Raw genomic sequence first — 16,993 nt, forward strand, 5'->3', positions numbered from 1 at the left:
TGATCCCCGTACGACGTCGCATGCGTCTGAATCTTCGACGCGATCTCACCCGTCGTCTTCAGCACACCCTGAATACCCTGCGGCTTCAGATCCCACCCAGTCACCGGCACACCCCCGTGAACCAACCAATCAATGACAGCCGATCAGGAACAGCTCAGCCGATGTTGTCGACCGCAGCCTTCGCACGCGTGATCGTGTGCTGCGCCGTGCCGTCGTTCTTCTCCAGCGTCGTCTTCAGCAGCTGGATGATGTTCTTGACCTCCTGCGAGGAACGGTTCCACCGCAGTTCCTTGCCGTGGTACTCATCCGCCACACCATCGGCCGCGAAGTCCGCCATCGCCGCCTTCACCTGGCCGTCCCGCGCCGCGATCACTTCCTCCAGCCGCCCGATCACCACCTGGATGTTGCCCTGCGCGTCCGCGGACGCACCGATGTCGTACGAACGACGATCACCGTCACCAGCCATCAGAAACCCAACTCCCCGTTGTCACCGGCCGCCGAAGCGCGCCGCGTCGAAGTTCGCCGCCGACATCTGCTGCCGCGCGTTGTCACCCTGCTCCTGATCACCCGAACCGAACGCCTGCTCCATCCCCGACTGACCACCGAGAAGAGCCGAGAGCGAACCGTTCAACGCCGCCGTGATCTCGTCCGAACGCCCCTTGAACGAATCGAACGCCGCACGGCCCGCACCGTTGAACTTCCCCTCCAACGGCGCCGCCGCCTGCAACAGCTGACGAATCAACGTACCCAGGTCATCACTCGACCCACGCGACTTCGACGACAGATTCGTCAGAACCTGCGCCCCCATGTCGAACTTCATGCCGGTTTTCCCCGTTCCACGCATGCGCTCACATCACATTGAGCTGAAGACCCTACCAATGGGGCCGGTGGTGTGTGGGAGCACCCTCCGATTCAAAACATGTGGAGGTGCCCGATGCCGGCGGACATGATGGCGCCATGAGCAATCGCGTACTTCCCGTACAGGCACTGGTCGTTGTGGACGTTCAGGCGGACGCGGTCGGCGGTGACCGGGCGGTGCCCGAGGCGGCCCGGCTCCTGGACCGGACGACGGATCTGATCGCTCGGGCACGCAGGGGCGGGGCGTTCGTCGTCCACGTGCAGAACGACGGGCAGCCCGGAGCGGGGGACGAGCCGGGCACGCCCGGGTGGGAGCTCCACCACGCCGTCGAGGCATCGCCCACGGAGGTCGTGATCCGCAAGACCAGGGACGACGGGTTCCACGGGACGCCCCTGGAGGGCCTGTTGACCGGGTCGGGGGTACGGGCGCTCGCCATCTGCGGCGTGATGTCCGAGATGTGCGTACAGGCGACGGCCCGTACGGCGTTGGCGCTGGGGTACCGGGTCGTCATGCCGCACGACTCCCACGCGACGCACGACATCCCGGCCGCGCCCGGAATCAGCGACAGGATCCCGGCCGCCGCGGTCTCACGGGTCGCCGAATGGGCCCTCGGCAGCGAGCTGGAGGTCGTGCCGCACGCCGCGGACGTGGCATTCGCCGCCCTTCCCGCGCGGGCCCGCTGAATCGGCCGGATCGGGAACCGCGGCGCCCGGTCCTGTCGTCATCAGGCGCGCCACCACGCGCGGGCCACGCCGAGTGCCGTGCGGGCCGCGCCCCATACAAGCAACTCGAAGGAGCAGCATGAGAGTTAACGGCAGCACGCGACCTCGCAGCGGCAGCCGGAGCAGCACCGTTTCCTCCCCGCGACGCAGCTCCCGTACGGCTCTCCTGAACGGCTCGAAGGCGGTGCTGGCCGTCGCGCTCGTGCTGGGGGCGGCCACCGCCTGCAACAAGTCGTCGAGCGACGGGACCCACGCGGCCAAGGACTGGAAGGTCGGCGACTGCGCCGGGCCCGACAGCAGCGCGAAGGACGCCTACCAGCCCCTGGACTGCGGCGACTCCAAGGCGACGCTCAAGGCCCTGGAGATCAAGGACGGCGCCATCTTCTCCGATTCCATCCAGTGCCCGGCCGGCACGGACGCGATCATCTCGGTGAAGGTCTCCTTCGGTTCGGGTGACGCCGAGTCCGGCATCCCCAGCAAGACCATCTGTGGCCGCAACCTGACCGGCGACCACCCCGGTGACGCCGGTGCGGGCGGCGGCCAGCTGGTGAAGGGCGACTGCGTGGACGACCAGGCCAAGGAGGTCGCCTGCGGCAGTGGGGGAAGCGGTGTGAGCAAGGTGCTCGACCTGACGAAGACGGCCGAGCAGTGCCCGGTCGGAAGCAAGCCGTTGGAGCTGTTCCCGAGCCCGGGGCGGCCGTACGACGCGATCTGCACCGGCAAGGCCTGACCGTCCGGCGCCGGACGGCGCCACGCCCATGAACACACCGCGGCCGGTGAAGCCCACGCTTCACCGGCCGTGCGGTGTCCCGGAGGAATCGACGGGACCCGGGGCCGGGAACGCGAACCGTACGTCGGTCAGCCGTTCCGACAGCTCCCACAGACGGCGTCCGGTCCCGGCATCCGCTGCCGCCGGGGCCAGCCGCACCCGGGTCGGCCCGCCGCGCAGCTCGGCCGGGCCGTCCGGCCCGATGAACTCGCCGCCCCGCACGTCCGGGTGGGTCGCCGCGTACAGCTGCGGCAGTGCGCCGCGCGCCGGGGCCTGGGCGAGCGGGCGGAGCACGCGGCCGTACAGCAGCTTCACCAGGCCGACCGGCGCGCTCGTCTGCAGGTTGGTGGAGGTGTAGCCGGGGTGGGCGAGCAGGCTGAGCACCGGGCTGTCGGCCGCGGTCAGCCGCAGATGGAGTTCCCGGCCGAAGACGGCGTTGGCGAACTTCGACTGGTTGTAGAAGCCCATCGGCGCGTACGAGCGCTCCCCGGAGAGGTTGTCGAAGAAGAGCCGCCCCTGCCGGTGATTGGGTGAACTCACCGTGACCACACGGGGATCGCGCCCGACGGACAGCAGGTCGAGCAGTAGCCCGGTGAGCGCGAAGTGGCCCAAGTGGTTGCAGGCGAACTGGAGTTCATGGCCCTGTGCGCTCAGCGACCGGGGCGGTGCCATCACCCCGGCGTTGTTGACGAGCACGTCCAGTCGTGGATGGTCGGCGCGCAGCCGGTCGGTGAAGGCCCGGACCGAGTCGAGGTCCGCCAGATCGAGACGGCGCACCTCCAGGTCGGCGTCCGGCTGCTCGGCGGTGATCTCCGCGGCTGCCCGGCGGCCCTTCTCCTCGTCGCGTACGGCGAGGATCACGTGTCCGCCCCGGAGGGCGAGCGCCCGGGTGGTCGCCAGCCCCAGGCCGCTGTTGGCTCCGGTGACGACGCACACCCGGCCGGTCTGGTCCGGGATCTGCTCGGTGGTCCAGTGCTGTTGCCGTGTCATGTGACACACGTTGCCTCTAGTGGCACTCGGTGTCAAGAAGTCTCCTGGGTGCCACCGGAGGCATGGGGTTACCATGGGTGGGTGAGCTCCCGCCCCGAAGTGACCATGGCCCAGCGCAAACGCCGTCTCGTCTCGGGCGAGCTGACCGAAGCGGCGCTGCAACTGCTGGCGTCGAAAGGGTTCGACGCGGTCACCGTCGACGAGATCGTGACCGCCGCCGGTGTGTCCAAGCGGACGTTCTTCCGGTACTTCGCGTCCAAGGAGGACGTGGTCGTCCAGTTCCTGGCCGACATGGGCGCCGGTATGCGCGAGGAGCTGGCGGCCCGCCCGGCCGGGGAGCGCCCCTCGGTGGCGCTGCTGCGCGCCGTCTCCGTCTCCCTCGCCGCCTGCGCTCACCCCGACCACTCCGAGCGGGCGCTGCGCGTGGTCCAGCTGATCCTGCGTACGCCCGCCCTGCGGGCACGCTTCATGGAGCGTCAGGCGCAGTGGCGCGAGGAGCTGACGGCGGAGCTGGCGCGCCGGACGGGGCTCGGGTCCGACGCCGATCTGTACCCGCGGCTGGCCGCCGGGATGGCGCTGACCGCCTTCGACGCGGTGCTGGAGCGGTGGAGCGCCGGCGACGGCGCCGAGGATCCCGTCGCGTTGCTGGACCGGGCCTTCGGCGTGATCGCCCCGGCGCTGGACGCCGACGCGGGCCGGGGCGGCGCCACGGCTTCCTGACACCCGCTTCGGCTGCCCGCCTCCAGTCGGTCAGACGCCCTCGTCAGCGGTCCGGCGGAACAGGGCCGTCCAGAGGAAGGGCTCGCCGAAGAGCGGGGAGTCGGACGGCTCGTCGTGCATCCGGCGGAGCTCGACCTCCGTCAGGTCCGAGAAGATCCTGCGCAACGACTCCGGTGTGTAGGCGAGGCCGCCCCGCAGTCCGCCCCGGTCGTAGAAGGCCTCGTCGGGGAGTTCGGAGCCCATGCCGCCCTCGCCGGACGCGAAGCAGGTGAGGGCGAAGCCGCCGCCGGGGGCGAGGACGCTGTCGAGAAGGGCGAGGTAGCTGATGCGGCGGTGCGGCGGCAGGTGGTGGAAGCAGCCGGAGTCGTAGACGAGGTCGTACGGACCGGTCAGTTCCGTCGCCGTGAGGGCGAAGACGTCGCCGTGGTGGAACCGGACGTCGGCCCCGGCCTCGCGGGCGCGGTCCTCGGCCCACGCCAGGGCCGAGGGGGACAGGTCCACCGCGTCGACCTCGAAGCCCAGGGACGCCAGATGGACGGCGTTGCGGCCCGGCCCGCAGCCGAGCTCCAGGGCACGGCCCGGGGCGATCAGCCCGCGGTCCGCGTACGAGGCGAGGTTCTCGTCCGGCTTCGCGACGAAGAACGGCACGGGCTTCTCCCGGTCCGCGTAGAAGCCGTCCCACCAGGAGCTCGCGTCGGCCGTCCACCGGTCGGCATCCCGTGCGAACAGGCCGTCCATGAGCCTCAGTACGTCATCCGTCGTGCGTATGTTCCGGTCCATGTGGACCCCCTTTCCACCAGGGGAAATCGTAGATCCGCGGGGCCCCGGGGCCGAGTTGGGAAGGTGCCGGCGAAACCTGTCGGCGGCAGCGTGACGGGCGGGAGGAGACGGGGTCGAAACCCCTGTCGTGCGGGCTTGCTTCGGGCGCCGGGGCACCCGCGCCGAGGCGTGAAGGGGCAGGTTTCGCGCCCCCCGACAGTGGTTTCTTGGGGAGTTCCGGAGGCGAGGGGGCTCCGGAGGTGATGGAGTCCGGGAGGTGAGCCGAGGGAGCGGGAGAGCCGCGAACGCCCCCATACCAGCAACGGTTCGATGGGTAATCGGACTTGGCCGGGGTGCCACCCTGCGCGGGCCGGAGTGCGTGGCGGACCCACCACCGGCCGGGCGGAGCGGGGAGAGTGGGGGCAGCGGTACGGACGACGAAGGAGGACCGATGACGGGTGTCGTGGTGAGCCGGCGGAACGGGGCGGCCGGGCAGTCCATGGAGCTCCTGGGAGCACGGGACCGACTCCTGCGGGCAGGGCGCGAGTTGTTCGGCGCGTACGGGTACGCGCGCACGGGCGTCGAGGAGCTGTGCGCTCGGGCGAAGGTGCCCGTCCACGTCTTCCAGCAGGAGTTCCTCTCCCGGGAGGTGCTGCTGATGGCGCTGTACGACGAGGTGGCGACCTACGGGCTGCGCGCCGCCGAGAACGCCCTGATGGCGGAGGGCATGGAGGACTGCCCGACGTCGGAACGGGTCCGGCTGCTCTTCGAGGCCTACGTGAAGGCGGTCACCGAGGACCGGTGCGCGGCCCGGGTGGCCTTCGTCGAGGTGCTCGGGGTGAGCCGCGAGGTGGACAGGCACCTGGCGACCTGGCGGGCGATGTGGATCGAGTTCCTGACGTCCGAGGCCGAGCGCGCCGTGCGCCGGGGCGAGGCGGTGCCGAGCGACCACACGGTGACCGTCACGGTGCTGAACCACGCGGTGGACGAGCTCATGGCCCACCACGGTCGTCGGCCCCGCCAGGTCGACGCCGAGTGGCTGACCGATGAGCTGACCCGGCTCTCGCTGGCCATGATCCTGTCGTCCTGACGCGTCCGGTCACCGGGACGGCAAATAATGGGGAGATGGAAGACGGCGCGGAGCACGCGGAACGACCGGTCGACGACGAGATCACGACGGTCCTGACAGGCGTCGGCCCGCGCCTGCGGGCCCTGCGCCAGGAACGCGGCACGACCCTGGCGCAGCTCGGCGAGACGACCGGGATCTCCCTCAGCACCCTCTCGCGCCTGGAGTCGGGCGGCCGCAAGCCCACGCTCGAACTGCTGCTGCCGCTGGCCAAGGCGTACGGGGTGCAGCTGGACGAACTGGTCGGCGCCCCGGCCACCGGCGACCCGCGCATCCACTTCCGCCCCTTCACCCGCGACGGCATGACGTTCGTACCGCTCACCCGGCACCTCGGCGGACTGCACGCGTACAAGCAGATCCTGCCCGGCGGCCGTGGGTCCACGGGGCCGCTGGAGCAGCGGGTGCACGAGGGATACGAGTGGCTGTACGTGCTGGCGGGGCGGTTGCGGCTGCTGCTGGGGGAACACGATCTGGTGCTCACGGCCGGCGAGGTCGCCGAGTTCGACACGCGTACGCCGCACGCCTGGGCCAGCGCCGGGCCCGATCCGGTCGAATTCCTCAGCCTGTTCGGGCAGCAGGGGGAGCGGATGCATGTGAGGGCCCGGCCTTCCTCGGAGCGGTGAGCCGCCCCGCCCCCGGGCTCGGAGCCGGAGGTCCGGCGACCGGTGAACTCCGCCGGGGCGCGACGCGTCCGGTCACGGGCGGGGCGTGTACGGGCCGCCCAGCCCCCACGCCTGATGCATCGCGTCGGCGAACGCGCCCGCCAGCGCGTGCTCGCCGGAGGGACCGGGGTGCGTACCGTCGTACGTGTCCTCGTGGATGTCGTACCCCGGGGGGCGGGAGGCCAGCAGGACCGGGGACATCGGGTCGTCGAGGTCGGCGACGGCCTTCGCCAACAGTTCGTTGAAGCGGTCGCACTCGGCGGCGAACGGGGCGTCCGACTCGGCCCGGATGTTCGGTATCACGGGCATGAGGACCATCTTGACGTGCGGGTTCGCGGTACGCGCCGCAGCGATGAACGCCCTTGCGTTCAGGGTGGTCTGTGCGCTGTCCGTGTAGAACCCGAGGTCTATCAGGCCGAGCGAGACGAGCAGGACGTCCGTGCGGTGCCGGCTCACCGTGCCGGCGATCACCGGGGCCATGTGCAGCCAGCCCTCGCCCCAGCCGGCCAGGTGGGTGCGGGCCTCGGCGGGGAAGTCCGGCGCGCCGTACGCGTGACTGACCGGGGCGCCCGCCGCCGTGTCGTACAGCGTGCTGCGCGGTCCGACGATCGCGAACGGCTCACCGAGGTCGGCGGTGAGGTGCTGCCACATCCGGTAGCGCCAGGTGAAGTCGCCGGCGCAGCCGATGGTCATGGAGTCGCCGACAAACGTGAACCGCATGGCGTCATCATCGCGGATCACTCCTGCCGCCTGCGACGTGACGATGGACACTTGTGCCATGCGTTCGTACCTGACTGTGTCCGGAGCCGCCGCGCTGCTCCTCCTCGCCGGGTCGGCTCCGGCCGTGGCCGACGACGGAGCCGACCGGAGCTTCACGATCGAGGACCCCCGGATCACCGAGTCCAGCGGCCTCGCCGCGAGCCGCGCCCACCCCGGCATCTACTGGACGCACAACGACAGCGACGACGGGCCGTACGTCTACGCCGTCGACTCCCGGACCGGGAAGACCGTGGCGACCATCACCATGAAAGGGGTGGGCGAACCCCGCGACGTGGAGGCCATCTCGCTGGGACCCGACGGCAATCTGTACGTCGGTGACATCGGCGACAACCTGAACGGCAGCTGGGACCACGTCTGGATCTACCGCTTCCCGGAGCCGAAGCAGCTGAAGGACGCGACCGTCAGCGCCACCCAGTTCGACGTGAAGTACGCGGACGGCCCGCGCAACGCCGAGGCGCTGATGGTCCACCCCACGACCGGGCGCGTCTACATCGCGTCGAAGAACGAGGACGGCGGCGGGCTGTACGAGGGCCCGGCGAAGCTGACCACCGGAGCCACCAACGTCTTCCGGCGGGTGGGCGAGGTGCCGTGGGTGACGGACGGGGCGTTCTCGCCGGACGGCAAGGAGCTGGTGCTGCGCTCGTACTTCAGCGCCCGTGGTTACGTCTTCGAGAACGGCAGGCTCGGCGCCGACCACGCGGTCCGGGCGCCGATCCAGCGGCAGGCCGAATCCGTGACGTACACGGCGGACGGCTCGGCGCTGATGTTCGGCTCGGAGGGGGAGCAGAGCGACGTGGAACGGGTGGACGTGGACAGCGGCAGCGGGGGCGGCGGGAAGTCGCCGTCCCGGGGCGGCGACGCGTCGGCCTCGTCCGCCGGAGCGGGGAGCGGGGGCACCGGGGACGTGAAGGGGACGACCCTGACCGGTGTGCTCGTGCTCGCCGGCATCGGCTTCCTGGTGCTCATGGGACGGCGGCGGAAGGGGAACTGAGGACGCCGCGACCCGGCGCACACCGGGGCGCGCGTAGGGTCGGGGCCCTATGGAGAGCCGAATGAACCTTGAGCCCGAGCCGTTCGCCACCGACCGGCTGGACGTACTGCCACTGCGGGTCGCGTACGCGGACGAGATGGCGGCGGTGCTCGGGGACCCCGCCCTGCACACGTACACCGGGGGCGCCCCGGAGACCGCCGACGGGCTGAGGGCCCGCTACGGACGCCAGACCGCCGGTTCGCCGGACCCCGGGGTGCGGTGGTGGAACTGGGTGCTGCGGGTACGGGGCGAGAGCCGCCTGGCCGGATACGTCCAGGCGACGGTGGACGTGCCGGGCGCGGAGGCGGAGATCGCCTGGGTGGTCGGGACGCGGTGGCAGGGGCGCGGGTACGCGAAGGAGGCCGCGGCGGGGCTGGTGGCGCACCTGCTGGCGGCGGGGCCGGGGGCGGTGCGTACCGTCCTCGCCCACATCCATCCGGACCACGACGCCTCCGCAGCCGTGGCCGGTGCGGCGGGGCTGGCGCCGACGGAGCAGTGGTGCGAGGGCGAACGGCGCTGGGAGCGGGGCGCGGGAGAGCACTGACCCGCCGTTGTCAGTGGCCGGTGCGAGAGTGGTCCACGTACGGACAGCACTTGCGGAGGGGACCTCATGGGCACCTGGGACACCGGCCATTTCGACAACGACACCGCTGCGGACTTCTCGGGGAAGATCGACGATGCGCCGGAGGCGGGGCGGGAAGCGGTGATTCGCAAGGCCTTGGAGGGGGCGGTCGCTCCCTCGGACTACCTGGACAGCGACGACGCCGTGATCGCCGTCGCGTCGGCCGCTCTGGTCGCCTCCCAGTGCCCGGGTGGCGAGCCGGTGACCACCGCGTACGGCCCCGACAAGCCGCTGCCCGTCCTCGCGACGGAGCTGCGCCCCCTCGCGGTGAAGGCCCTCGACGCGGTGCTGGGCGAGAACTCGGAGCTGCGCGAGCTGTGGGACGAGGCGGGGGACAAGGAGTGGGCCCCGGGCATAACCCGGCTCCGGGAGGTCCTGGTGGCGGCGGCCGGCTGATCAGGCGCGGGGGCGGCCTGCCTGGATGAGCTTGTCGACGTCGAGGGTCACCGGGGCGCCGATCGACTCGGGGAGGGTGACGGTCTGCCCGGGGGCGTACACCTGGTGGCTCTCGTAACCGCCGCCCATGGGCTCGGTCAGGACATGCACCCGCCCGTGCCTGCGGTCGATGATCACGTACACCGGGATCTTGGCCTCGGAGTAGGCGGCGACCTTGTTGCGCAGGTCGTTGTTGTAGTTGCTGGAGGTGACCTCCAGGACGAGGCGGAAGACGGCGGGGTCGTAGCAGTTGTTCTCGACCAGATGCTCGTCGAGATCGGCATCGACGATCGCCAGGTCGGGGATGGCGTAGTCCTCGGGGCCGCCGGGGAGCCACAGGCCGATTCCCTGGAGGACGCTGGTCTCCTCGCCGTGAAGGCCTGCGGCCAGGAAGGGGATCATGAGCGTGGTCAGTGCGTTGGCATGCGGGCCGTCCGGGGGTGGGGCCGCGGTGATGACGCCTCCGATGATCTCGACACGGCAACCCGGGTTCTGCTCCGCGAGCCTGTTGGCCGTGTCGAGCAGCGATTCCGGCTCACCGTCACAGGGGTGCTCGACTGCTGCTGCAGACATTGCGGGCCTCCTGAAGGGGTGATGTCGAGGTCATCATCGTAGGCCGGTCCGGTCGCCAGTGCCCGAAAGCCGTTCCGCCACCCGACCGAGTGAACGACGGCAAAGGGCCCCGCGCAAACGGCGCGGGGCCCTTCTCGTACGGCTACTCGTTACAGCTTCTCGATCACGTAGTCGATGCAGGCGGTCAGCGCCTGGACGTCCGACGGGTCGATCGCCGGGAACATCGCAACGCGCAGCTGGTTGCGGCCCAGCTTGCGGTACGGCTCGGTGTCGACGATGCCGTTGGCGCGGAGCACCTTGGCGACGGCGGCGGCGTCGATCTCGTCCGCGAAGTCGATCGTGCCGATGACCTGCGAGCGCTTCGCCGGGTCGGTGACGAACGGGGTCGCGTACTTCGACTCCTCGGCCCAGCCGTACAGGTTCTGCGCCGATGCGGCCGTGCGGCCGGTGGTGAAGTCCAGGCCGCCCTGGGTGTTCATCCAGGTCAGTTGCTCGTTCAGGAGGAAGAGCGTGGCCAGGGCCGGGGTGTTGTACGTCTGGTTCTTCAGGGAGTTGTCGATCGCCGTGGGCAGCGAGAAGAACTCCGGGATGTGGCGGCCCGAGGCGTGGACGCGCGCGGCGCGCTCCAGGGCGGCCGGGGAGAAGACGCCGATCCAGAGGCCGCCGTCGGAGGCGAAGGACTTCTGCGGGGCGAAGTAGTAGACGTCCGACTCGGTGATGTCGACGGGCAGGCCGCCCGCGCCGGAGGTGGCGTCCACCAGGACCAGGGAGCCCTCGTCGGCGCCCGCGACGCGCTTGACGGGCGCGGCGACACCGGTCGAGGTCTCGTTGTGCGTGAAGGCGTAGACATCGACGCCCGCCTCGGCCTGCGGGTCCGGGTGGGTGCCCGGGTCGGAGGCGATCACGGTCGGGTCGGCCAGCCACGGGGCGAGCTTGGCGGCCTTCGCGAACTTCGACGAGAACTCGCCGAAGTTGAGGTGCTGGGACTTCGTCTCGATGAGTCCGTGCGTCGCGATGTCCCAGAAGGCGGTGGAGCCGCCGTTGCCCAGGATCACCTCGTAGCCCTCGGGGAGGGAGAAGAGGTCGCGCACGCCCTGACGCACCGCGCCGACCAGGTTCTTGACCGGGGCCTGGCGGTGGGACGTACCGAGAAGAGACGTACCGGTGGCGGCCAGCGCGTCGAGCGCCTCCGTCCGCACCTTGGAAGGACCGGCGCCGAAGCGTCCGTCGGCGGGCTTGATGTCAGCGGGAATCTGGATATCGGCCACGAACCGGAGCGTAGTGCCTCACGGACACGGCCGAGCACCGTGTCCGTCGGATGAGACGCCCGCTCCGGTCCGTGGACGGCGTGCGGGGATCGCCGGTCAGCCCAGATCCACCGGCAGGTCGTGCAGGTCGTTCTGGGTGACGATCGGCTTGTTCCGCAGCTCGGACGCGGGTACGGCGAGCTCCAGCTCCGGGAACCGCTCGTACAGCGCGGGCAGTGCCACGCCCGCCTCCAGCCGGGAGAGCGCCGCACCCGGGCAGACGTGCGGGCCGTGGCCGAACGCGATGTGGCGGTTGGGGGAGCGGGTGATGTCGAACTCACCGGCCGTCGGGCCGTGCTGCGCCTCGTCGCGGCCGAGCGCGCCGAAGGAGACGATCAGCGCCTCGCCCTTGGGCAGGACCTTGTCGCCCACCTCGACGTCCTCGGTGGCGAACCGGATCAGGACGTGCGACGTGGGGGTGTTCCAGCGCAGGGTCTCCTCGATCACGTTCTCCCACGGCACCTCGCCGCCGAGCACCTGCTCGCGCTGCTCGGGGTGCGTCTGGAGCGCGACGACCGCGTTCACGATCAGGCTGATCGTGGTCTCGTGACCGGCCGCGATGATCAGCTGGAGGGTGTTGACGATCTCCTCGTCGGTGAGCTGGTCACCGTTCTCGGAGGCCGCGATCAGGGCGCTGGTGAGGTCGTCGCCCGGGTTCTCCCGCTTGCCGTCGACGATCTTCGTGAAGAGCGCGCCGAGGTCCGCCATCATCTGCGGGACCTCCTCCGGCGGCGTCTGCGTCGAGAAGAACTTCTCGAACAGCTCCTTCAGCCGCGGGTGGTCCGCGCTGTCCACGCCCATCAGCTCGCTGATGACGTTCATCGGCAGCGGGTAGGCGAACTCCGCCTTCAGGTCGACCCGCTCGCCCTTCGGCAGGGCGGCCAGCCGGTCCAGGCTCGCCGTGGTCAGCGCCTCGATGCCGGCCCGCAGCCGCTCCACCCGCTTCACGGTCAGCGCCTGCGCGACCAGGGTGCGCAGCCGGCGGTGGTCCGCGCCGTCGACCGTGAGCATGGAGCGGCCCGGGTTGGCGAGGCCGATCAGCGGCCAGTCCATCGGTATCTCGCCGCGCTGCCAGGCGTTCCAGACGTCGATGTCCTTCACGATCCGGCTGTCGGTGAGCAGCTGCCGCGCCTCGGCGTGGTGGGTGACCGCGTAGCAGTGCACCCCGCCCGGCAGTTCCACCTCGGCGAGCGGGCCCGCGGCACGCAGCCGGGCGCTCTCGCCGTCGAGGTCGGTGACGAAGGGGTCGAGGGCGATCCGGGTCATCTCTGGCCTCCGGTGGCGGTTCCCGCGGCGGGTCCCAGGGCGAGGGTGGGCGTGAAGGTCAACGGCAGGTCGGTCAGGCCCCGCAGCCACGGGGACGGGCGCCGGGTGAGCTGTCCGGCGGGGACGGCGAGGTCGATGTCCGGGAGCCGGTCGAGCAGTACTTCGATGCCGGTACGGGCGATGACCTCGGCGGTCTCCTGGGCCGTGAACGGGCAGCGGTGCTCGCCGTGGCCGAAGGAGAGGAAGGCGTTGTTGCCGCCGGTCATCGTGGAGCCGTCGGTGCGGACCTGCGGGTCCGCGTTGGCGGCGGCGATACCCAGCAGCAGCAGGTCGCCCGCCTGGATGTGACGGCCGCCGAGGCGGGTGTCGCGCGAGGCCCAGCGTCCCGCGACGTTCTGCGACGGCGTGTCCTCCCACAGGACCTCGTTCATGGCCTCGGCGACGCTGTGCCGGCCGCCCGAGAGGGAGGCGGCGAACCGGTCGTCGGTGAGCATCAGCCGCAGCGAGTTGCCGATCCAGTCGGCGGTCGGCTGGTGGCCCGCGGCCATCATGACCATCAGGTCCTGGGCGACCTCCTCGTCGGTGAAGCCGCCGCGGTCGGCGAGCATCCGCGAGGCGACGTCGTCGCCGGGCTCGGCGTGCTTGTCGGCCAGCAGCTGGAACATGGACGAGGCGAGGTGCTGCTGACCGGCCAGTGCCCGCTCCCGGCCGTCGATCATGTCGTTGAGCGAGCCGACCAGCGCCGCGCCGATGGTGTCGCTGAAGCCGTAGATCTTCGCCAGGACGAGGGCGGGCAGCAGCATCGCGTACTCGGCGATGATCTCGGTGCCGCCGGTGGCGCAGAACCGGTCGATGAGACCGTCGGCGAACTCCTCCGCGTACCGCTTCAGCGCGAACGGGTCGACGGCCTCCAGCGCGTTGCTGATCATCGCGGCGCGTTCGGTGTGCCGGGGGCCGACCGTGTACAGGATCGACGGCTGCTTGCGGCCGATCATCGGCAGCAGCGGCCAGTCGTCGGGGATGCGGTCCCACTGGTTCCACAGGTCGGAGTCGCGGCTGAACAGCACCGGGTCGCCGGTGAGCTGGTGCAGTTCGCGGTAGCCGAGCACGAGCCAGGCGGGGACGTCGCCGTCGAGGACGACCGGTGCCACGGCCCCGTGGTCGCGGCGCATGTCCCGGTAGAGCCCGGTCGGATCGGTCTGGAACCGGGGGCCGGAGAGCGGCACGCGGCCCTGGGAGACGGGGCAGCCGGCGGGCGGCGCCGGGGGGTGGGTCACGGGGTGGGCTCCGGGGTCTTCTCCGGCGCGATCTCCGGACGGGCGGCGGCGGACCGGGCGGAAGCCCCGCCCTGCGAGAGGGTGTGGAGGTACTCGACGAGCGTGATCAGTACGTACTTGCTGGACGAGCGGTCCCGGGCGTCGCACTCCACCAGGGGCACGTCGTCCGAGAGGGCGAGCGCCTCGCGTATCTGCTGTTCGGTGTGGAGCGGGCCGCCGAAGTCGTTGCAGGCCACGATGAACGGCGTGCCGTGGTGCTCCAGCCGGTCGATCGCGTACCAGGAGTCGGCGAGCCTGCGGGTGTCGACGAGCACGACGGCACCGAGCGTGCCGGAGAACAGCCGGTCCCACAGGAACCAGAAGCGTTCCTGGCCGGGGGCGCCGAAGAGGTACAGCACGGAGCGCTCGTCGAGCGAGATCCGGCCGAAGTCGAAGGCGACGGTCGTGGACGTCTTCGACTGCACACCGTCGAGGTGGTCGACGGCCTCGCCCGCGCGGGTCATGGTCTCTTCCGTGTTCAGCGGACGGATCTCGCTGACGGAGCGGACCATGGTGGTCTTGCCGACCCCGAAGCCGCCGACGACGACGATCTTCAGTCCGTTGTCGGCCGTCGCCCGCAGGGCGGCACGGTCAGAGGTTGCGGAGTCCAACGAGCACCTGTTCCAGGATGTCGGGGTCGGGGAGCCGGTCCGCGACACGGGCAGTACGGGGGTGGCGGGCGCTGATCCGTCCGGTGTCCAGCAGGTCGGACAGCATGATCCGGACGATGCTGACGGGCAGGCCGAGGCCCGCCGCGATCTCCACGACCGCGGTGGGCAGTTGGCACATCCGCAGGATCGTGACGTGCTCCGACTGCATGCCGGGGGTCGGCTCGCACTCGGAGACCACCAGCGTCACCAGGTCGAACGCGTCCGAGTCGGACCGGCTGCGCCCCCCGGTGAGGGTGTACAGCCGGTCCGGATCGTCGTCCCGGCCGGGGCGGGGGCGGGTCATACGGCCGCGTCGGCGTCGGCGGCGGTGACCTCGGAGGCGGAGGGGGAGCGGGGCGGGGCGCTGAGGTGCTCGCCGAGCTGCTCGACGAGCTCGCTCATGTTGTGGCCGATGAGGCCGACGTCGGAGTCCTCGGAGGCGACGACCGCGAGATGGGCGCCCGCGCCCGCCTCGACGATGAACAGCACACCGCCGTAGAACTCGGCCATCGCGGACCGTACGCCGCCGGTGCCGTCACCGAACTCGATGGAGGCGCCGTGCGACAGGCTCTGGATACCGGCCGAGATCGCGGCCAGCTGGTCGGCCTGGTCGACGGAGAGCTCGGGGGTGCGGCACAGCTTGAGGCCGTCCCTGGACAGGACAAGGGCGTGACGAGTGCCGGGGGTGCGCTCCAGGAGCCCCTCCAGCAGCCAGTTGAGCTTCTCGTCGGTGGTGGCGGTCATCGGGTGTTGCCTTCTTCCGGGTGCGGGGAATTGGCCCGAACAGCCTGGCGGAAGCTGCTGAATCGGGCTGCCTGTTCCTTGGGGTCGGAGGTGCGGGGCCGGGGGGCCGTGGCGTCGTCGGCGTGCGCGTGGGCGCGCGCCTCGGCGGCGGCGAGGGTGCGGCCTCGGGAGCGCTTGGGCAGCCCGCTCTCGCCGAACCGGGGGAGGCTGCCGGTGGTCTCGGACGCCGGGGAGTCCGTGGGGTCGGGTTCGGACGGTTCGGCGGCGGCCGGTGCGTGCGGCGGGTGCTGCGCGTCGGCCGTGACCGTCGCCGCCGAACCGGCCGATGCCGACGCCGACGCGGTGCCGTGCGCGGGCTCCGGCTCGGGCGCCGGCCGGGACGCCGGTTCCGGGGTAGGTACGGAGGTCCGGGTGAGGAGCTCCTGCGGGAGCATCATCAGGGCACCCGTGCCACCGCGTGCGGACGGCCGGAAGGAGACGGTCAGACCGTGCTTGCGGGCCAGTCGGCCGACGACGGCGAGGCCGAGCCGGGTGCCGGAGAGACCCGTCAGGTCGTGGTCGGTGGCCGACACCGCACGCTCGGCGCGGCGCAGCTGCACATCGCTCATGACCAGGCCGCTGTCCTCGACGGTCAGGACGATGCCGGCCGGCACCTCCTCGACGTACACATGGACCTCCGCCGTGGGCGGCGAGAAGTTGGCGGCGTTGTCGAGGAGTTCGGCGAGCGCGTGCATGACGCCCTCGGCGGCGTGGCCGGCCACCGCGACATCGCTGGTCGAGTGGAGCCGCACCCGCTGGTAGCCGCTGATCCGGCCCATGGCGCCGCGCAGGATCGACTCCATCACGATCGGCTTCGCCCAGCGCCGTCCGGAGCGGGCGCCGGTCAGCACGGCGATGGAGTCGGCGAGCCTGCCCGCCTGGGCGGTGCGGTGGTCCAGGTGGAGCAGATCACCGAGCACGTCCTCGGCGGAGTGCCGGTGCTCCATATCGCGCAGGTCGGCGAGCATGCTGGTGGCCAGGGCCTGCATCCGGCCCGCGGCGTTGGCGCAGGCGGCCACCGCGGCGGACCGCTCGGTCTCGCTGCGGGTCGCGCGGGCGGTGAGCCGCGCGGTCTCGGCGGTGAGCCGTTCGATGTCGGCGACGGCCTGCGTGGTGATCCGCGCGGTCTCGGCCTCGGTCGCGGACCTGAGCCGCGCCGTCTCGGCCGCCGCCGCGGACTTGATCCGGGCGGTCTCGGCGGTGAACCGCTGGCCCTCGGCCGCCGAGGCGGACACGAGGCGGCTGATCTCGCCGGTGAACCGCTGGGTCTCCGAGGCGAGCCGGGCGCGCAGGCGGCCGGCGTTGGAACGGGCCTGGACGGCGGTGGCCACGGCGGCGGACAGCAGTACGGCGGCGGCACCCGCCCCCCAGGCCAGCTCGGTCCGTACCGAGTCGGGGGCGGCGACGACCGCCCACAGACACAGGGATCCGGTGACGGCCAGCGATACCAGCAGGGCCGCTGCGGTCGGCCGGGATGAGGGGCTCAATGGGAGTCCTTGGTGGCGGACGGGTAGGGACGGAACGGACAGGTCGGGCAGATTGAACGGTTCAGATCGGGACAGTTCGGAACTGCCAGAGTGAACGCGGCAACTGGAGCTGACAATTCCAAGGCAAGTCTCGGTCA

Annotated in this window: 22 protein-coding genes; 8 read left to right on the top strand and 14 right to left on the bottom strand. The window is 71.3% G+C overall.

What is annotated here, in order from left to right:
- The 3 genes from ACFVX4_RS07705 to ACFVX4_RS07715 form a co-directional block, all read right to left on the bottom strand.
- The coding region (locus tag ACFVX4_RS07705; RefSeq protein ID WP_389973953.1) for a DUF6507 family protein at window positions 1-110 on the bottom strand (110 nt) is incomplete at its 3' end.
- Window positions 111-154: 44 nt separating this feature from the next.
- Window positions 155-466 (bottom strand): pore-forming ESAT-6 family protein, encoded by a 312-nt coding sequence (locus ACFVX4_RS07710; RefSeq protein WP_266415907.1) that lies wholly within the window; start codon window positions 464-466, stop codon window positions 155-157.
- 21 nt (window positions 467-487) lie between these two features.
- A complete protein-coding gene (locus ACFVX4_RS07715; protein WP_266415905.1) occupies window positions 488-820 on the bottom strand; it encodes a hypothetical protein in 333 nt (110 codons plus the stop codon).
- Between the two features lie 137 nt (window positions 821-957).
- On the opposite strand from ACFVX4_RS07715, the gene ACFVX4_RS07720 reads away from it, so the two are divergent.
- Window positions 958-1,542 carry an isochorismatase family protein gene (locus tag ACFVX4_RS07720; RefSeq protein ID WP_389972976.1) on the top strand — a complete coding sequence of 195 codons (585 nt, stop codon included), beginning with the start codon at window positions 958-960 and terminating at the stop codon, window positions 1,540-1,542.
- Window positions 1,543-1,660: 118 nt separating this feature from the next.
- On the top strand, window positions 1,661-2,311 hold the full coding sequence (locus ACFVX4_RS07725) for a hypothetical protein (RefSeq protein ID WP_389972979.1): 651 nt from the start codon (window positions 1,661-1,663) through the stop codon (window positions 2,309-2,311).
- A gap of 60 nt (window positions 2,312-2,371) precedes the next feature.
- Here ACFVX4_RS07725 and ACFVX4_RS07730 read toward each other — a convergent pair whose 3' ends face one another.
- Window positions 2,372-3,340, bottom strand: coding sequence for an oxidoreductase (locus ACFVX4_RS07730; RefSeq protein ID WP_389972982.1), 969 nt, complete (start codon window positions 3,338-3,340; stop codon window positions 2,372-2,374).
- Between the two features lie 105 nt (window positions 3,341-3,445).
- Here ACFVX4_RS07730 and ACFVX4_RS07735 point away from each other — a divergent pair, with 105 nt between their 5' ends.
- Entirely contained in the window at window positions 3,446-4,060 is a 615-nt protein-coding gene (locus ACFVX4_RS07735) for a TetR family transcriptional regulator (RefSeq protein ID WP_389973956.1), read from the top strand.
- A gap of 30 nt (window positions 4,061-4,090) precedes the next feature.
- On the opposite strand, the gene ACFVX4_RS07740 is transcribed toward ACFVX4_RS07735, so the two are convergent.
- Window positions 4,091-4,840 (bottom strand): class I SAM-dependent methyltransferase, encoded by a 750-nt coding sequence (locus ACFVX4_RS07740; RefSeq protein WP_389972985.1) that lies wholly within the window; start codon window positions 4,838-4,840, stop codon window positions 4,091-4,093.
- A gap of 478 nt (window positions 4,841-5,318) precedes the next feature.
- Between ACFVX4_RS07740 and ACFVX4_RS07745 the strand changes: the two genes are divergently transcribed.
- Together ACFVX4_RS07745 and ACFVX4_RS07750 are read left to right on the top strand one after the other, a co-directional pair.
- Complete coding sequence (locus ACFVX4_RS07745; RefSeq protein ID WP_385325580.1) at window positions 5,319-5,909, top strand: TetR/AcrR family transcriptional regulator; 591 nt, start codon at window positions 5,319-5,321, stop codon at window positions 5,907-5,909.
- 35 nt (window positions 5,910-5,944) lie between these two features.
- The gene (locus tag ACFVX4_RS07750; RefSeq protein ID WP_389972988.1) at window positions 5,945-6,568 is read left to right on the top strand and encodes a helix-turn-helix domain-containing protein; all 624 of its coding nucleotides are present in this window, start codon (window positions 5,945-5,947) and stop codon (window positions 6,566-6,568) included.
- A 72-nt stretch (window positions 6,569-6,640) separates the two neighbouring features.
- On the opposite strand, the gene ACFVX4_RS07755 is transcribed toward ACFVX4_RS07750, so the two are convergent.
- Window positions 6,641-7,327, bottom strand: a complete 687-nt coding sequence (locus ACFVX4_RS07755) for a GDSL-type esterase/lipase family protein (protein ID WP_389972990.1) — start codon at window positions 7,325-7,327, stop codon at window positions 6,641-6,643.
- Window positions 7,328-7,385: 58 nt separating this feature from the next.
- On the opposite strand from ACFVX4_RS07755, the gene ACFVX4_RS07760 reads away from it, so the two are divergent.
- From ACFVX4_RS07760 to ACFVX4_RS07770, 3 genes are all read left to right on the top strand, one after another.
- Window positions 7,386-8,378 carry a WD40 repeat domain-containing protein gene (locus tag ACFVX4_RS07760; RefSeq protein ID WP_389972993.1) on the top strand — a complete coding sequence of 331 codons (993 nt, stop codon included), beginning with the start codon at window positions 7,386-7,388 and terminating at the stop codon, window positions 8,376-8,378.
- Window positions 8,379-8,439: 61 nt separating this feature from the next.
- Entirely contained in the window at window positions 8,440-8,961 is a 522-nt protein-coding gene (locus tag ACFVX4_RS07765; protein ID WP_389972996.1) for a GNAT family N-acetyltransferase, read from the top strand.
- 66 nt (window positions 8,962-9,027) lie between these two features.
- Entirely contained in the window at window positions 9,028-9,435 is a 408-nt protein-coding gene (locus tag ACFVX4_RS07770; RefSeq protein ID WP_389972999.1) for a DUF4259 domain-containing protein, read from the top strand.
- On the opposite strand, the gene ACFVX4_RS07775 is transcribed toward ACFVX4_RS07770, so the two are convergent.
- From ACFVX4_RS07775 to ACFVX4_RS07810, 8 genes are all read right to left on the bottom strand, one after another.
- Complete coding sequence (locus ACFVX4_RS07775; protein ID WP_389973001.1) at window positions 9,436-10,047, bottom strand: Uma2 family endonuclease; 612 nt, start codon at window positions 10,045-10,047, stop codon at window positions 9,436-9,438.
- Between the two features lie 149 nt (window positions 10,048-10,196).
- Window positions 10,197-11,315 carry a phosphoserine transaminase gene (serC, locus tag ACFVX4_RS07780; protein WP_389973004.1) on the bottom strand — a complete coding sequence of 373 codons (1,119 nt, stop codon included), beginning with the start codon at window positions 11,313-11,315 and terminating at the stop codon, window positions 10,197-10,199.
- A gap of 96 nt (window positions 11,316-11,411) precedes the next feature.
- On the bottom strand, window positions 11,412-12,620 hold the full coding sequence (locus tag ACFVX4_RS07785; protein WP_389973007.1) for a cytochrome P450: 1,209 nt from the start codon (window positions 12,618-12,620) through the stop codon (window positions 11,412-11,414).
- Window positions 12,617-13,897, bottom strand: coding sequence for a cytochrome P450 (locus tag ACFVX4_RS07790; RefSeq protein ID WP_389973010.1), 1,281 nt, complete (start codon window positions 13,895-13,897; stop codon window positions 12,617-12,619). The genes ACFVX4_RS07785 and ACFVX4_RS07790 overlap by 4 nt, the downstream gene beginning before the upstream one ends.
- Complete coding sequence (locus tag ACFVX4_RS07795; RefSeq protein WP_389973013.1) at window positions 13,894-14,547, bottom strand: ATP/GTP-binding protein; 654 nt, start codon at window positions 14,545-14,547, stop codon at window positions 13,894-13,896. Before ACFVX4_RS07795 ends, ACFVX4_RS07790 begins: the two co-directional genes overlap by 4 nt.
- On the bottom strand, window positions 14,528-14,890 hold the full coding sequence (locus ACFVX4_RS07800) for a DUF742 domain-containing protein (RefSeq protein ID WP_362195378.1): 363 nt from the start codon (window positions 14,888-14,890) through the stop codon (window positions 14,528-14,530). Before ACFVX4_RS07800 ends, ACFVX4_RS07795 begins: the two co-directional genes overlap by 20 nt.
- Entirely contained in the window at window positions 14,887-15,330 is a 444-nt protein-coding gene (locus tag ACFVX4_RS07805) for a roadblock/LC7 domain-containing protein (RefSeq protein ID WP_266415874.1), read from the bottom strand. Before ACFVX4_RS07805 ends, ACFVX4_RS07800 begins: the two co-directional genes overlap by 4 nt.
- Complete coding sequence (locus ACFVX4_RS07810; protein WP_389973017.1) at window positions 15,327-16,856, bottom strand: sensor histidine kinase; 1,530 nt, start codon at window positions 16,854-16,856, stop codon at window positions 15,327-15,329. Before ACFVX4_RS07810 ends, ACFVX4_RS07805 begins: the two co-directional genes overlap by 4 nt.
- Window positions 16,857-16,993: the final 137 nt, after the last annotated feature.

Source organism: Streptomyces sp. NPDC058240 (assembly GCF_042882135.1).
Lineage (GTDB): Bacteria > Actinomycetota > Actinomycetes > Streptomycetales > Streptomycetaceae > Streptomyces.

What these genes read in the sequence shown, in the direction of transcription:
- ACFVX4_RS07710 (WP_266415907.1), bottom strand. Translation starts at nt 466, where the DNA reads ATGGCTGGTGACGGTGATCGTCGTTCGTACGACATCGGTGCGTCCGCG.
- ACFVX4_RS07715 (WP_266415905.1), bottom strand. Translation starts at nt 820, where the DNA reads ATGAAGTTCGACATGGGGGCGCAGGTTCTGACGAATCTGTCGTCGAAG.
- ACFVX4_RS07720 (WP_389972976.1), top strand. Translation starts at nt 958, where the DNA reads ATGAGCAATCGCGTACTTCCCGTACAGGCACTGGTCGTTGTGGACGTT.
- ACFVX4_RS07725 (WP_389972979.1), top strand. Translation starts at nt 1,661, where the DNA reads ATGAGAGTTAACGGCAGCACGCGACCTCGCAGCGGCAGCCGGAGCAGC.
- ACFVX4_RS07730 (WP_389972982.1), bottom strand. Translation starts at nt 3,340, where the DNA reads ATGACACGGCAACAGCACTGGACCACCGAGCAGATCCCGGACCAGACC.
- ACFVX4_RS07735 (WP_389973956.1), top strand. Translation starts at nt 3,446, where the DNA reads ATGGCCCAGCGCAAACGCCGTCTCGTCTCGGGCGAGCTGACCGAAGCG.
- ACFVX4_RS07740 (WP_389972985.1), bottom strand. Translation starts at nt 4,840, where the DNA reads ATGGACCGGAACATACGCACGACGGATGACGTACTGAGGCTCATGGAC.
- ACFVX4_RS07745 (WP_385325580.1), top strand. Translation starts at nt 5,319, where the DNA reads ATGGAGCTCCTGGGAGCACGGGACCGACTCCTGCGGGCAGGGCGCGAG.
- ACFVX4_RS07750 (WP_389972988.1), top strand. Translation starts at nt 5,945, where the DNA reads ATGGAAGACGGCGCGGAGCACGCGGAACGACCGGTCGACGACGAGATC.
- ACFVX4_RS07755 (WP_389972990.1), bottom strand. Translation starts at nt 7,327, where the DNA reads ATGCGGTTCACGTTTGTCGGCGACTCCATGACCATCGGCTGCGCCGGC.
- ACFVX4_RS07760 (WP_389972993.1), top strand. Translation starts at nt 7,386, where the DNA reads ATGCGTTCGTACCTGACTGTGTCCGGAGCCGCCGCGCTGCTCCTCCTC.
- ACFVX4_RS07765 (WP_389972996.1), top strand. Translation starts at nt 8,440, where the DNA reads ATGAACCTTGAGCCCGAGCCGTTCGCCACCGACCGGCTGGACGTACTG.
- ACFVX4_RS07770 (WP_389972999.1), top strand. Translation starts at nt 9,028, where the DNA reads ATGGGCACCTGGGACACCGGCCATTTCGACAACGACACCGCTGCGGAC.
- ACFVX4_RS07775 (WP_389973001.1), bottom strand. Translation starts at nt 10,047, where the DNA reads ATGTCTGCAGCAGCAGTCGAGCACCCCTGTGACGGTGAGCCGGAATCG.
- ACFVX4_RS07785 (WP_389973007.1), bottom strand. Translation starts at nt 12,620, where the DNA reads ATGACCCGGATCGCCCTCGACCCCTTCGTCACCGACCTCGACGGCGAG.
- ACFVX4_RS07800 (WP_362195378.1), bottom strand. Translation starts at nt 14,890, where the DNA reads ATGACCCGCCCCCGCCCCGGCCGGGACGACGATCCGGACCGGCTGTAC.
- ACFVX4_RS07805 (WP_266415874.1), bottom strand. Translation starts at nt 15,330, where the DNA reads ATGACCGCCACCACCGACGAGAAGCTCAACTGGCTGCTGGAGGGGCTC.